This window comes from Micromonospora sp. DT63 (assembly GCF_049841615.1).
GTDB lineage: Bacteria > Actinomycetota > Actinomycetes > Mycobacteriales > Micromonosporaceae > Micromonospora.
On sequence record NZ_JBNCKQ010000005.1, the window covers coordinates 475,406 to 489,439 of the forward strand.

The window sequence follows — 14,034 nt, forward strand, 5'->3', positions numbered from 1 at the left end:
CGCTTCACCCTACTCCTCCCTCCCCGTTGTTTTTTTTGCTCCGGGGGGGGGGGGGGGCGCCCCCCCCCCCCCCCCCCCCCACGGCCGTGGCTCGCCTTGCTCAGCTCGCCTTGCTCAGCGCCTCGAACTCGTCGTCGGTGAGCCGCACATCGGCCGCGGCCACGTTCTCCTCCAGGTGCGCCACCGAGGACGTGCCGGGGATCGGCAGCATCACCGGCGAGCGGCGCAGCAGCCAGGCCAGCGCGAGCTGCGCGGGCGACGCGCCGTGCTCGGTGGAGATCGCGTCCAGCGGGCCGCCCGGCCGGGCCAGCTCGCCGGTGGCGATCGGGAACCACGGGATGAACGCGAGGTCGTTGCGCTCGCAGTACTCCAGGACGTCCTCGGCGCTGCGGTTGGCGAGGTTGTAGAGGTTCTGCACCGAGGCGATCGTGGTGATCGCGCGGGCCTGCTCGATCTGCTCGACGCTCACCTCGGACAGCCCGATGTGGCGGATCTTGCCCTCCTGCTGCAACAGGGCCAGCTCACCCAACTGGTCCGCCAGCGGCACCTGCGGGTCGATCCGGTGCAGCTGGTAGAGCGGGATGCTGTCCAGACCCAGGTGCCGCAGGCTCAGCTCACACTGCTGACGCAGGTACTCCGGCCGGCCCACCGGCCGCCAGTCGCCCGGCCCGGAACGGGTCAACCCGGCCTTGGTCGCGATGACCAGGTCGTCGGCGTACGGGTGCAGAGCCTCGCGGATCAGCAGCTCGGACACGAACGGGCCGTACGAGTCGGCGGTGTCGATGAACGTCACGCCCATCTCGACAGCCCGGCGCAGCACCCGCAGCGCCTCGGCCGGGTCCTTCGGATCACCCCACACGCCCGGCCCGGTGATCTGCATCGCCCCGTAACCGAGCCGGTTGACCGTGACGTCGCCCCCGATCCGGTACGTGCCGGACGCCTTCGCGGGCTGCTTGCTGATGTCGGTGGCCATACGCGAATCCCCAATCGTCTTCGTCGCGGCGGGCGAGACGGACAACCCACCACCTCGTGATCATCCCCCCGGAGCCGGCCATCATGCCGCCGCCCGCCCGATTGTGTGCGCCGACACGGCAGCACGCGATCACTGTCGGCCTGCCACTAGCGCCCGTCCTGTCCGGTCTGCTACGCCTGATCCGAGTCGGCGCGGCCGGCCGGGGGAGGCGCGATGTGGCGACGGTTCAGACCCGACCCGGTCGGTCGCCTGCGGGAGCGGCTGGACCGCTTCGACGCCACCCGCGACCATCGCGCGGTCCTCGACTCCGGAGCGATCCGCGACGCCGAGGCCGTCGTCGACCTGGTGACGGCGACGCCGACGGACGGGCCGCTGCCCGAGCGGGTCGCCGAGGGCGTGTTCCTCCTGGCCCGCCTGCACTGGTACCGGTACCAACTGCTGCCCCCGGGCGAGGACGCCGACGACCTCGCTCAGGCCGTCGGGCTCACCCGGTTCCTGCTGCGCTTCGCCCCGCAGCGGGTGTCGCCGGCGATGCTGGCGCTGCTGCACGCACACCGACCGCCCGATGACGACGCCCCACCCGCCGACACGCCGCCGGCCCGGTCCGGCCCGCGGTCCGCCGGGCCGGGCGCCGACGCCGCCGGCGCCCGCTACGTCGAGGCCGTCATGCTGATGGCCGCCGCCGAGACCAGCCGCGACTACCGGGCGGCCGACCAGGCCGAATCGCTGCTGCGCCAGGCCCTCGACGGTACGCCGGTCGGTGCGCCGGAGCGGCTGCACTACCTGTCCGCCCTCGGCAAGGTCCACCGTGACCAGTTCCAGCACCTCGGCCGACGGCCGGCGCTCCCGGCAGCCGTGACGGCGCACCGGGAGAGCCTGGAGGCCACCGGCCTCGGCGACCCGCAACGCCCCGTGCGGCTGTTCAACCTCGGCAACGTCCTGGGCGACACGTACGAGGTCGAGCGCGACCCGGCGGCGCTGGACGAGTCGATCACCGTGCTGCGCGACGCGGCCCGGGCCGCCGCCACGGGCACACCGGTGCGCACGATGGCGCGGATGAACCTCGGCCAGCGGCTGCGCGACAGGTGGCGTCTGCACCGGCGCCCGGGTGACCTCGACGAGGCGGTCGACGCCTTCGCCGCAGCGCGGGGCAGTGCCGATCCCCGGGTCGCCGCGCTGCACGGCGCGGCGCTCGCCGAGCGGTTCCTGCGCGACCGGACGCCCGCCGACCGGGACTCCGCAATCGAGGCGTACCGGTCGGCGCTGACCGGGTTCGGTGGGCTCGACCCGGAGCTGGCCGGCACCGCCCAGGTGGGGCTCGCCACCCTGCTCGCGGACCGGCACCAGGTGACCGCCGATCCGGTCGACCTCGACGCGGCGATCGACGCGTACCGGGCCGCCGCCGGTTCCGGTGCGACACCCGGCGGGACGGATCGCGAGGAGCTGCGCCACGCCCTGGCCGGTCTCCTGGCGAAACGGTACGAGGTGCGCCAGCGGGCCGACGACGTCACCGAGGCGGTACGGGTGCTGCGCGCCGGCGTGGCCGCCGCCGAGGACTCCGGCCAACGGGCGCGTCGGCTCGCCGACCTCGGCTACGCGCTCGCGCTCGGCCACGCCGACCTCGGTGGGGTGAGCGCGCTGCGCGCCGCACGGGACGCGCTGACCGAGGCCGAACGCCTGCTTCCCCGTACCGACCCGCTGCGTCACCACGTGCTCAACAACCTCGGCAACACCCTGCGCGAACTCTCCGACCTGGCCGGCGAGCCGGCGCTGCTGGAGCCGGCAGTGGTCGCGCTGCGCTCGGCAGTGGCCGCCGCCGGACCGGACGCCGCGTCCCTGCCCCGGTACCGCTCGAACCTGGGCCTCGTGCTGCAGGCGCTGTTCGCCTCGACCCAGGACCTGGCGACCCTGACCGAGGCGATCCAGGTGCTGGCGCAGGTGATCGACACGACGCCACCCGGGCACCCGGACCGGTTGCCGGCGCTGACCAACTACGGGGCCGCCCTGAATCGCCGGGTCGAACTCTTCCTCGACGGCGCGCTGCCCGCCGGCGGCGGGCCCGCCGACCAGGTCGCGGCCGGCGTCGCCCGGGACTCCGACGCCGCGGTCGTCGCCCTGCGCGAGGCCGCCGAGCTGGCCGAACAGGAGGCCGCCCCCACGGAGTACGTCCAGACGCTCGGCACCCACGCGCTGGCCCACCTGCTGCGGCACCGGCTGCACGACGACCTGCCGGCGCTCGACACGGCGATTCGACTGCTGCGGCGACTCAGCGAGCGGCAGTCGCTCGGCGCGGACCGCTACCGGATCCTCACCAACCTCGCCAACGCCCTGCTGCTGCGCTTCCGCGCCGGTCCCGCCGACGCCGACGCCACAGCGATGCTGGCCGCGTACCGGGGAGCGGTCGACGAACTGGCCGCCGAGCACCCGGCCCGCGCGATGTGTCTGAGCAATCTCGCCACCGCGCTGGAGGCGGTGGCCGACTCCGCCCCCTCCGATCCCGGCATCGCCGCCGCGACGGCTGCCGCCGGCGTGGGCGGGTCCGACCTGCTCGCCGAGGCGGCGGTCGCGCTGCGCGCCGCCGCCGACGTCGAGGCCGCCCCGTCGCTGCTGCGGGCGGTGGCCGCCAGCAGGTACGCGGCCCACGTCGCCCGGGCCGGCGACCTTGCGGCCGCGCTCGACGGGTACGCCACCGCGATCGAGTTGATCGACCTGGTGGCCTGGCACGGCATGGACCCCGACGACCAGACCCGCCTGCTTGGGCGTTTCCCCGGGCTGGCCAGCGACGCCGCCGCGGTAGCCATCGCCCTCGACAACCCGCGGCGCGCGGTCGAGCTGCTGGAGTACGGCCGTGGGGTCCTGCTGACCCGCGCCCACGACGCGGGCGCCGACCTGGCCGCGCTGCGCGCGCAGGCCCCCCGGCTGGCCGCCCGACTCGCCGAAATCCAGGAAGCCCTCGACGACTTCCCCACGCTGACGGGGGCAGCATCGGCGGCGGGGCTGACAGCGACCGCCGGACCGAGCCCCGAGCAGCGGTACGACCTCGCCACCCGCCGTCGCCAGCTGCTGACCGAGATCCGCGACCGGCCCGGCTTCGCCGACTTCCTCCGCCCACCGCCCTTCGACGAGCTGGCCCGGGCCGCCGCCGACGGCCCGGTGGTGCTGGTCAACGTGGCAGCCCGACGTTGCGACGCGCTGGTCGTCGCCGAGGGCCGGGTCAGCGTGGTGCCGCTGGAGGAGCTGACCCTGGACGAGCTGGTCGTCCGGACGGCGACCTTCCTGGCGGCGATCGCGCTGCTCACCGAGCCGGCGCCGCCGGACGTCCCGCAGCCGCAGGTACAGCGTCGTCGGTCGGCGGCCCGCGTCGAGGTCGCCCAGACACTGGACTGGCTGTGGCGGGTCGTCGCCCGACCCGTACTCGACAGGCCTCCATCCACCCCGCCGCCGTCGGACGCCGAACCGGCTCCCGTGCCGTCGTCGCCGGACGCCGACGCGGCCCCCGTGCCGTCGTCCGGCGGCGGGGCGGTGGGGCAGTGGCCCCGGTTGTGGTGGTGTCCCACCGGGGTGCTCACGCTGCTGCCGCTGCACGCGGCCGGCCCGATCGACTGTGGCGACGGGGTGCTGGACCGGGTGGTCCCGTCGTACACGGCGTCGCTGCGGGCGCTTGCACACGCGCGCCGGGGCGTCCCGGCCCGGCCCGAACCTGTCGACTCGACGGTGTTCGTCGGCATGCCCCGGACGCCCGGCCTCGCCGACCTGCCCGGCGTCGCGCGGGAGGAGGAGATCGTGCGTCAGCACGTGCCTCGGGTTCGCGCACTGCTCGGCCCGGTGGCCACCCCGGCGACAGTGCTCGCCGCCCTGCCCGACCAGCCGGTCGCCCACCTGTCCTGTCACGGCACGCAGGACCTGCGCGCCCCGGCCTGGGGTCGGCTGGAGCTGGCCGGCGGCGCGCTGCACGTCCGGGACCTGTGGCGACCCGCCGGCAACCCGGCGGCGCTGGCGGTGCTCTCGGCCTGCGAGACGGTACGCGGTGGGGCGACCCTGCCCGACGAGGCGCTCACGCTCGGCACGGCCTTCCAACTGGTCGGCTTCCGGCAGGTCATCGGCGCGCTGTGGTCCATCTCGGACACGCTGACCGTGCGGCTCTGCAAGGACCTGTACGACGGGTTGTCCGTGCCCGGAGGGATCGCGCCGGACCGCGCGGCCGTGGCCCTGCACGCGGCGGTCCGCCACCTACGCGAGGCCCTGCCGGATCGCCCCGACACCTGGGCCGGCTACGCCCACCTCGGCCCCTGACGGTCGCCCGACGGCTGGGGAGCTGACGGCGGGGGAGGACTGGCGGGCGGGGGCGTACCAGGTCACGCCGACGGCCGCGACCAGCAGCGCGGTGCAGAGCAGCACCAGCCCCACGCCGATCCGCAGAGACCGGACCGCCGCCAGGGCCTCCAGGTGGTCGCCGAGCGGGGCCGGCGGCAGCGCCGCCACCGGGGTCACCCGCAACCGGCCGTGCGCCGCGCGGAGCAGCGCGAGCGCTCCGGCAACGCCCGCCGCCAGCGCGGCGAGCAGCAGGATCCCGACCAGCGCGCCCCAGCCCGCCGCGAGCGTGGTCACGTCGGTGCGGCCCCGGATCAGGCTGAACCCGACCAGCGCCACCAGCAGGCCGCCCAGCCCGTTGCGCCAGGCCACCGCCGCCGCACGGACGCGCTCCAGCTCGCCGCGCAGCAGGCCGGCCAGCTGCTGGGCCCGGTGCAGGTCGGCGACGGTCGCGGGCGGCCCCGGACGAAGCCGGATCACGCCTCGACCTCCAGCCACAGCGTCCAGTACGCCCCACAGCCACGCAGCCCGGCGGGACGCCCCGGGTGCTCGGCCTCGCACTCGCACAGCAGCGTCCGGTAACCGGGATCGGAGGCGGCGGCGTCCTTGCGGTACACCTCGTCGACGAGCGTCGTGGTGCTCGGGTGGCCGCACCGGGGGCACCGCCCACTGAGCACCACCGCGAACTCGAATTCCTGCGTCCGGAAGTCCGCCGCGGCCTGCGCGGCGTACGCCTCGTCGGTCACCTCGGCGTACGGCAGCGGGCTCGACACCGGCTCGTCGTCGCGCATCCCGACCTCCCACCACCGACACCCGGACCGTCCACCGTAGTCGGTGCCGGCACCCGGGCCGACCGACCTCGCCGGGGCGCCGCCGCGCCGGGATCCCGGCCCGGCGAGGCGGCGGAATGCCGGCCGTTCCCACCCCCACCGACCGTGGCCGTGCCGCCGTCGAGGCGTGGACTGACCGGGGGCAGTTGCGCGGAGCGACAGGTACCGCACTCGTCGGCGTGCGACGCTGGGCGCGTGCCGGTGACGCCGGCTCGGGCGGCCGGCCCGGTGCGTGCCGGCGCGACGGCGGAGGGAGCACCATGGCGGGAGTGCCGCAGGTCGACTTCGCGCTCGACACGTACGAGTGCATCGTGATCTATCCCGGCGCGGCCGGACGGGCCCTGCCCCCGGAGACCGTGCAGCGGTTGCAGGCCGAGCACACCGAGCACATGCAGGCGTTGCAGCGCAGCGGGATCATCCTCGTCGCCGGCTCGGTGGACGGCCCGGCCCGCGAGCCGGAGCCGCCGATCGGCTTCGGGCTGGCCCGCACGGGCAGCGTCGACGACGTACGCAGCGTGCTGGAGGCCGACCCGGCGGTGCAGGCCGGCCTCTACCGGGTGGATGTGCTGACCTTCCTCTGCCCGGCCGGCTCGTTGGAGTTTCCGCTGGTCAAGGCCGAGAGCTGACGGTCGGTCCAGCGACGGGTGTCGTGATGGTGACGGCGGTGTGGCCTGCGCCGGTGCTACGGTCGCGCGCACCGAGGCCCGCGGTCGCGGCGCACCCGGCGTCATCGGCCGGGCCCGGTCGAGGAGACGCCATGAGCTCCGCCGCCACCGCCGATGTCGCATCCGCTGCCGCGCGGCTGCGTGCCCTGCTCGGTGACCGCCTCCACGAGCCGGGCGAACCCGGGTTCGACACCGCCACCCGCCTGTGGAACGCCGCCGTCGACAGTCAGCCCGCCCTGGTCGCCCACTGCCTGGACGCCGACGAGGTGGCCGCGGCGGTCCGCGTCGCCGCCCGGTGCCACCTGCCGGTGTCGGTCCGCTCCGGTGGGCACGACTGGGCGGGCCGGGCACTGCGCGACGGGGGCCTGGTGCTCGACCTGACCGGCCTGCGGGCCGTCCGGGTCGATCCGGACCGGTGCACGGTGACGGTGGCCGGCGGTGCCAGCGCCGCCGACCTGCTCGCCGCCGCCGCCCCGTACGACCTGGTGGTGCCCACGGGTGTGGTCCGCGACGTGGGCATGGCCGGGCTGACCCTGGCCGGCGGGTACGGCCCGCTCGGCGGGCGGTTCGGCCTGGCCCTGGACAACCTGCTCGGCGCGGAGGTCGTCCTCGCCGACGGTCGTCGGGTCACCGCCGACCCGCGCCACGACGCGGAGCTGTACTGGGCGCTGCGCGGCGGCGGTGGCAACGTCGGCGTGGTCACCGAGCTGCGGTACCGGGCGCACCGGCTGCCGGCCGTGCTCGCTGGCATGATCATGTTCGCGCTGGCCGAGGCGCCGGCCGTGCTGCGCGGCTACGCGGCACTGCTCGCCGACGCCCCGGACGAGTTGACAGTCATGGCCGGCTTCCTGCCCGGCCCGGCCGGCGAACCGGTGGTCTTCGTGTGCCCCTTCTACAGCGGCCCGGACCTGGACGCCGGCCGCCCGTGGCTGGACCGGCTGCGGGCGCTGGGCACCCCGCTGGTCGACCAGGTCGACCCGCTGCCGTACGCGGACGCGTTGCGGATGTTCGACGGCGGAATGGTCGACGGTAACCACTACCTGCTGCGTACCCGCTGGCTGCCAACGCTCGCCGACGGCGCGGTGGACGCGCTGGTCGACGCCGCCCGGCAGGTCACCTCGCCGTTCTCCGCGCTGGCCCTGCACCACTTCCACGGCGCGGCCACCCGGGTCCGGCTCGGCGACACGGCGTTCGGCCTGCGCGCCGAGCACCTGCTGACCGAGATCATCGCGGCGTGGGCCCCCGGCGGGGAGGTCGCACCGCACCTCGCGTGGGCCGAGCGGACGTCGGAGGCGCTCGCCCCGCTCGCCCTGCCCGGGGGCTACCCGAACCTGCTCGCCCCGACCGAGACCGAACGGGTCCGGCTCGCGTACGGCGCGAACTGGGCACGTCTGCGCCGGGCCAAGCGGCACTACGACCCTCGTGACCTGCTCACCGCCGTGCCCACGCTGCCCCCGTCGGAGCACCCGGAGTGAGCGCGCGCCGGGAGCGCCCCGACACCGCCCGCCACGACAGGCGTACGATTCCCGGCGCGCGGTCGCCGTTGCCCGTCGCCACAACGTTCCCGGTGCGGTTCCGCCCGCCGGTCCGACGCGCACCGCGCGTTGTTGGACACCTGTTCCGCTGCCTGCAAGGGGTCGGCCCCGAGTCCGACCTGAAGGAGAGACTAGCCTGATGGGCGTGACACGCCGCGCGAAGATCGTCTGCACTCTTGGTCCCGCCACCTCGTCCCCGGAGCGCATCCGGGGCCTCGTCGAGGCCGGTATGAACGTGGCGAGGCTCAACTTCAGCCACGGCAGCCACGCCGACCACGAGGCGGTCTACCGACTGGTCCGGGAGGCATCCGAGGCGTCCGGTAAGCCGGTGGCCGTCCTCGCCGACCTGCAGGGGCCCAAGATCCGGCTCGGCCGGTTCGCCGACGGCCCGCACGAGTGGCGCACCGGCGACTCCGTCGTGATCACCGGTGACGACATCCTCGGCACCAAGGAGCGGGTCTCCTGCACCTACCGCAAGCTGCCGCAGGAGGTGAAGCCCGGTGACCGCCTGCTGATCGACGACGGTCGGGTCGCGGTGGAGGTCACCGACGTCACCGGCAACGACATCCGCTGCCTGGTCACCGAGGGCGGCCCGGTCTCCAACAACAAGGGCGTGTCGCTGCCCAACGTGGCGGTCAGCGTGCCCGCCATGTCGGACAAGGACGCCGAGGACCTGCGTTTCTCCCTGGGGCTCGGCGTCGACCTGGTCGCGCTGTCCTTCGTGCGCTCGGCGGAGGACATCAAGCTCGTCCACAACATCATGGCCGAAGAGGGCGTGTTCCGGCCGGTGCTGGCCAAGGTCGAGAAGCCGGAGGCCGTGGACCACCTGGAGGCCATCGTGCTGGCCTTCGACGGTGTCATGGTCGCCCGGGGCGACCTCGGCGTGGAGATGCCGCTGGACGAGGTCCCGCTGGTGCAGAAGCGGGCCGTGCAGCTGTGCCGGGAGAACGCCAAGCCGGTCATCGTGGCCACCCAGATGCTCGACTCCATGATCGAGAATTCCCGCCCCACCCGGGCGGAAGCCTCCGACGTGGCCAACGCGGTGCTCGACGGCGCGGACGCGGTGATGCTCTCCGGCGAGACCAGCGTCGGCAAGTACCCGGTGCTGACCGTCAGCACCATGGCCAAGATCGTGACGACCACCGAGGCCGGTTCGATCGGCGTGCCGCGCCTGCAGCACGACCCGCGTACCCACGGCGGCGCGCTCACCGTGGCCGCCTCGTCGATCGCCCGGGCCATCAACGCCAAGGCGCTCGTCGCCTTCTCGCAGACCGGCGACACCGTCCGGCGGCTCTCCCGCCTGCACTGCGACCTGCCGCTGCTGGCGTTCACCCCGGTTCCCGAGGTGCGTGACCAGCTCGCCCTGACCTGGGGCGTGGAGACCTTCCTCATGCCTTTCGTGCAGCACACCGACGACATGTTCCGCCAGGTCGACCAGGCGCTGCTCGGCCTCGACCGGGCCAACCCCGGTGACTACGTGGTGATCGTGGCGGGCAGCCCGCCCGGCACCCCCGGCTCGACCAACACGCTGCGCGTCCACCAGCTCGGCTCGCTGGTCGACGCCGCGTCGGCGCGGGCGCTGCAGTGAGCGACGGTCGGGTCGCGGTCGGCCAGGCAGCCGTCGACCAGCTGCTGGAAGTGCTGGACCTCGACCCGACCGGGGAGATGACCTTCCGGGGGATGAGCCCCCCGGTCGGTCCACAACGGGTGTACGGCGGCCAGGTTGCCGGTCAGGCACTGGTCGCCGCCGGCCGCACGGTGGACCCGGAGCGGTTCGTGCACTCGCTGCACGGCTACTTCGTCCGCCCCGGCGACCCGGTCGAGCCGATCGAGTACCAGGTGGAGAACATCCGCGACGGCAGGTCCTTCTCGGTGCGCCGGGCGGTCGCCCTCCAGCACGACAAGCCGATCTTCTTCATGTCGGCGTCGTTCCAGCGGACCGAGGAGGGGCTGGACCACCAGGCTCCCGCGCCGCTGGACGTGCCCGCCCCGCAGGACGTGCCGACGATGTCCGACCGGCTCTCCCGCTATCCCGAGCGTCTGGGCATCTGGGGGCAGATCCCCCGCCCGATCGACGTGCGTTACGTGGGGGAGCCCGGCTGGGTGCGCCCCGGCGACCGGCCCGCCGACCCGCACCAGCGGGTCTGGATGCGCATCGACGGCAAGCTGCCCGACGACCCGCTGCTGCACGCGTGCGCGCTCACGTACGCCTCGGACCTCACCCTGCTCGACTCGGTGCTCTCCGTGCACGGTGAGGTGTGGGGGCCGGGCGGTGTGGTCGGCGCGAGCCTGGACCACGCGCTGTGGTTCCACCGGCCGTTCCGCGCCGACGAGTGGTTCCTCTACGACTGCTGGAGCCCGTCGGCGTCCGGCGCGCGAGGGCTGGCCACCGGCCGGATGTTCACCACCGACGGCCGGCAGATCGCCAGCGCCGTGCAGGAGGGTCTGCTGCGCCGCGTCGGAGCCTGATCCGCCGTTGCTGTCCCGCGTGATCCGCAGTTGCTGTCCCGCCTGATCCCCCGGCGCTGTCACGCCTCCAGGATGGCCTCGCCGGCGATTTCGATCTGCACGGTCTTGCCGACCAGAACGCCGCCGCTCTCCAGCGCGACATTCCAGAGCAGGCCGTAGTCCTCCCGGTTGATCTCGGCGGTCGCGCTGAATCCGAAGATGTTCTGTCCGTACGGATCACGCCGGGCACCGCCGAAATTAACCTGAAGGTCCACCGCGCGGGTGATCCCCTTTACCGTCAACTCGCCGGTGAGCACGAATCGATTGGCCTCGGACTGCGGCGGGGGATTGTGACTTCTGCCTCGTCCGCCGAGTCGGTGGTTTCGCAGACGGGCCCAGTAGAAAATCGGGTCCTCGTTGCTCTGCCAGTTAATGCCCGTGCTTCGATATTCGAGCGTGGGATAACTCTCCACATCGAGGAAGTCGGCGCTTTTGAGATGCGTGTCCCGGTCGACGCTCCCGGTGGAGATGCTGGCCGCCGCGATGGTGGCGGTCACCCCGGAGCGCAGCGGATCCTCCGCCACGAAGATCTCCGCACTCGCCTCGGCGAACTCGCCCCGCACCGGGCTCACCATCATGTGGCGGGACAGGAAACCGATCCGCTTGTGCGCCTGATCGAGGCGATAGGTGCCGGCGATCGGGATGGTCATGCCATCCCAGGTGCGTGTGGCGACATCGGTCATCGTGTTGCCTTCCCCCCGGGTGGATCCGGGTGTTTATCAATGTCCTGCCCGAGCCGGGGTAACCGGTCCCGCAGTCATACCGCCCGCCCAGCATAAGGACGCTCCGAATCGGCATTCCGGGCCCCACCGGGTGATGGATCACGGCGTACGACGTTATTGGCTATTCGTCGATGCGTGACCGATCGGCCGAGGGTCGCCGAACCGGCAGGATGACCTGCGGGCTAACCTTGCCGGCATGCGTCTCTCCGCCCGGGTCGACTACGCCCTCCGCGCGGCCGCCGAGCTCGCCGCGACGGCCAGTGGCCCCGGGCGGGGGCGGCCGGTCACCGCCGACCAGATCGCGCGTGCGCAGGAGATCCCGCCGAAGTTCCTGGAGAGCATCCTGCTGCAACTGCGTCGGGGTGGCATCGTGCACGCCCAGCGCGGCCCGGAGGGCGGCTACTGGTTGGCCCGCCCGGCCGAGGAGATCTCCCTCGCGGAGGTGATCCGGGTGATCGACGGGCCGCTCGCGCACGTCCGGGGGCAGCGCCCCGAACAGCTCGGCTACCACGGTCCGGCCCGTGCCCTGCAGGAGGTCTGGATCGCGCTGCGCGCCAGTGAGCGGGAGATCCTCGAACTGGTAAGCGTCGCCGACGTGGCCGCCGGCACGTTGCCGCCGCGGGTCACCGAGCTGGTCGCCGACCCCCGCGCCTGGATCTGAGCCTGCGCCCGGTCTGAGCGCGCGTTTGGTCTGAGCCTGCCTCCGGTCTGAGCCTGCGCCCGGTCTGCGCCTGCGCGGGTTTGTGCCCGCGTCCGGTCTGAGCGCGCGTCCGGTCTGAGCCTGCGCGGGTTTGTGCCCGCGTCCGGTCTGAGCCCGCGTCCGGTCTGAGCCTGCGCGGGTCTGAGCCCGCGCCCGGTCTGAGCGCGCGTCCGGTCTGAGCCCGCGTCCGGTCTGAGCCTGCGCGGGTCTGAGCCCGCGCCCGGTCTAAGCCCGCGGGGGTTTGTGCCCGCGCGGTTCTGAGCCCGCGCTTCGCTCTATGCCGGCGCGGCTTCGCGAGATCTTGGACAGTTTCCGTTCGCGTCGAACGGAAACTGTCCAAGATCTTGCCGTGGTGGTGCGTGCGCGGTCGCTGCGCCCGGCGCGGGGGCGCGTCCGGGCGGTTGGTCTGCGGGGATGCGTGGCAGTGCCGGGGTACGTCGCCCGCTGGTCCGGCCGGGCTGCGCCGCGCGGTGGCGTCCCATCCCCCGGTCGGGGGCTTGACCCGTGCTGTCCAGTGGCGCATTGTCGACCAAGTCGATAGGAGATACCGAAAAGTCAGGGGGCGCTCGTGCGCAAGCTACTGGTCCTCGCTCTGGTCGGGCTCGTCGCGCAGTTGATCGATGGTTCGCTCGGTATGGCGTACGGGTTGACCTCGTCCACGTTGCTGCTGGTCGTCGGGGTCGCTCCCGCCGCCGCCTCGGCGTCGGTGCACCTGGCCGAGATCGGCACCACGCTCGCGGCCGGGGTCGCGCACTGGCGGTTCGGCAACGTCGACTGGCGGGTGGTGACCCGCATCGCCCTGCCGGGCGCGATCGGCGCGTTCGCCGGCGCCACCCTGCTCAGCTCGATCTCCACCGAGTCGGCCGCACCGTGGATGGCCGCCATCCTCTTCACCCTCGGCGCGTACCTGCTGGTGCGCTTCGCCCGACCGCTGCGAACCGGCCGGGCCGGCGGGCGGCTGCGCGGCCGCTTCCTCGGCCCCCTGGGCCTGGTCGCCGGCTTCGTCGATGCGACAGGCGGCGGCGGGTGGGGCCCGGTCGCCACCCCGGCGCTGCTGGTCTCCGGTCGCATGGAGCCCCGCAAGGTGATCGGCTCGGTCGACACCGCCGAGTTCGTCGTGGCCGGCGCCGCGAGCGTCGGGTTCCTGATCGGGCTGGGCACGGAGGGGTTCCTGCTCCCCACCGTCGTGGCCCTGCTGATCGGCGGGCTGATCGCCGCCCCGCTGGCCGCCTGGCTGGTGCGCATCGTGCCCGCCCAACTGCTGGGCGCGGCGGTCGGTGGCGTGATCGTGCTGAGCAACGCCCGCACCCTGATCCGGTCCGCCGGGCTGGACGGCCCGCTCCGCCCCACCCTGTACGCCCTGCTGGCCGTCGGTTGGCTGACCGCGCTCGTCTTCGCCGTGCGTGCCCTGCGCCGCACCCGCCGAGCCCGCGCCACCGTCGCGACCGCGACTACCACCGCCGCGACCGCCGCGACCGCGACTACCACCGTTGCGACCGCGACCGCCGCCACCCTCGCGACCGCGACTACCACCGTCGCCGGAGCGTCGGCGGTTTCTCAGCCGGCTCCGTTTCGGCCGGGTGCTGTCGTTTCGGGCGTCGCAGTAGCCGGTGCTGTCGGCGACGGCACGCCGGCCGGTCTCACCGTCGTCGGAACGCCAGCCCCGCGCTGATCCGGCTGCCGGATCGGAGCGGCCCCGCCCTGACCCGCGCCGCCACGCCGGCCGGGTTGCGGCTTTCCTGCCGGTGTCATGGCGGGAGATCGACTGCGGATCGCCGATCTGGCGGTGT

General features: G+C 73.9%; 11 protein-coding genes. 7 read left to right on the forward strand and 4 right to left on the reverse strand.

All coding sequences use genetic code 11. The annotated features are described in order from the left end of the window. Positions 1 to 100: 100 nt before the first annotated feature. Positions 101 to 973, reverse strand: coding sequence for an aldo/keto reductase (locus ACLQ27_RS21275; protein ID WP_234589397.1), 873 nt, complete (start codon positions 971 to 973; stop codon positions 101 to 103). Between the two features lie 213 nt (positions 974 to 1,186). Between ACLQ27_RS21275 and ACLQ27_RS21280 the strand changes: the two genes are divergently transcribed. Next, positions 1,187 to 5,266 carry a CHAT domain-containing protein gene (locus ACLQ27_RS21280; protein ID WP_425868275.1) on the forward strand — a complete coding sequence of 1,360 codons (4,080 nt, stop codon included), beginning with the start codon at positions 1,187 to 1,189 and terminating at the stop codon, positions 5,264 to 5,266. Here the strand turns inward: ACLQ27_RS21280 and ACLQ27_RS21285 are convergent. Further along, positions 5,204 to 5,764: a hypothetical protein gene (locus ACLQ27_RS21285; protein ID WP_357499027.1), complete on the reverse strand. Its 561-nt coding sequence runs from the start codon at positions 5,762 to 5,764 to the stop codon at positions 5,204 to 5,206. The genes ACLQ27_RS21280 and ACLQ27_RS21285 overlap by 63 nt on opposite strands. Beyond that, a complete protein-coding gene (locus ACLQ27_RS21290; RefSeq protein ID WP_234584555.1) occupies positions 5,761 to 6,075 on the reverse strand; it encodes a hypothetical protein in 315 nt (104 codons plus the stop codon). The genes ACLQ27_RS21285 and ACLQ27_RS21290 overlap by 4 nt, the downstream gene beginning before the upstream one ends. A gap of 299 nt (positions 6,076 to 6,374) precedes the next feature. On the opposite strand from ACLQ27_RS21290, the gene ACLQ27_RS21295 reads away from it, so the two are divergent. From ACLQ27_RS21295 to ACLQ27_RS21310, 4 genes are all read left to right on the forward strand, one after another. Further along, positions 6,375 to 6,740, forward strand: coding sequence for a YciI family protein (locus ACLQ27_RS21295; RefSeq protein WP_357499023.1), 366 nt, complete (start codon positions 6,375 to 6,377; stop codon positions 6,738 to 6,740). A gap of 131 nt (positions 6,741 to 6,871) precedes the next feature. Continuing rightward, positions 6,872 to 8,254, forward strand: coding sequence for an FAD-binding oxidoreductase (locus ACLQ27_RS21300; protein ID WP_357499021.1), 1,383 nt, complete (start codon positions 6,872 to 6,874; stop codon positions 8,252 to 8,254). A 199-nt stretch (positions 8,255 to 8,453) separates the two neighbouring features. Then, positions 8,454 to 9,902 carry a pyruvate kinase gene (pyk, locus tag ACLQ27_RS21305; protein ID WP_234584552.1) on the forward strand — a complete coding sequence of 483 codons (1,449 nt, stop codon included), beginning with the start codon at positions 8,454 to 8,456 and terminating at the stop codon, positions 9,900 to 9,902. Then, complete coding sequence (locus ACLQ27_RS21310) at positions 9,899 to 10,783, forward strand: acyl-CoA thioesterase (RefSeq protein ID WP_234584551.1); 885 nt, start codon at positions 9,899 to 9,901, stop codon at positions 10,781 to 10,783. The genes pyk and ACLQ27_RS21310 overlap by 4 nt, the downstream gene beginning before the upstream one ends. A 59-nt stretch (positions 10,784 to 10,842) precedes the next feature. Here the strand turns inward: ACLQ27_RS21310 and ACLQ27_RS21315 are convergent, their stop codons facing one another. Next, a complete protein-coding gene (locus ACLQ27_RS21315; protein ID WP_234584550.1) occupies positions 10,843 to 11,505 on the reverse strand; it encodes a YceI family protein in 663 nt (220 codons plus the stop codon). 235 nt (positions 11,506 to 11,740) lie between these two features. Here ACLQ27_RS21315 and ACLQ27_RS21320 point away from each other — a divergent pair, with 235 nt between their 5' ends. Continuing rightward, positions 11,741 to 12,205, forward strand: coding sequence for an RrF2 family transcriptional regulator (locus tag ACLQ27_RS21320; RefSeq protein WP_053658213.1), 465 nt, complete (start codon positions 11,741 to 11,743; stop codon positions 12,203 to 12,205). Between the two features lie 607 nt (positions 12,206 to 12,812). Continuing rightward, a complete protein-coding gene (locus ACLQ27_RS21325) occupies positions 12,813 to 13,916 on the forward strand; it encodes a sulfite exporter TauE/SafE family protein (protein ID WP_425868278.1) in 1,104 nt (367 codons plus the stop codon). The last annotated feature ends 118 nt before the right edge of the window (positions 13,917 to 14,034 follow it).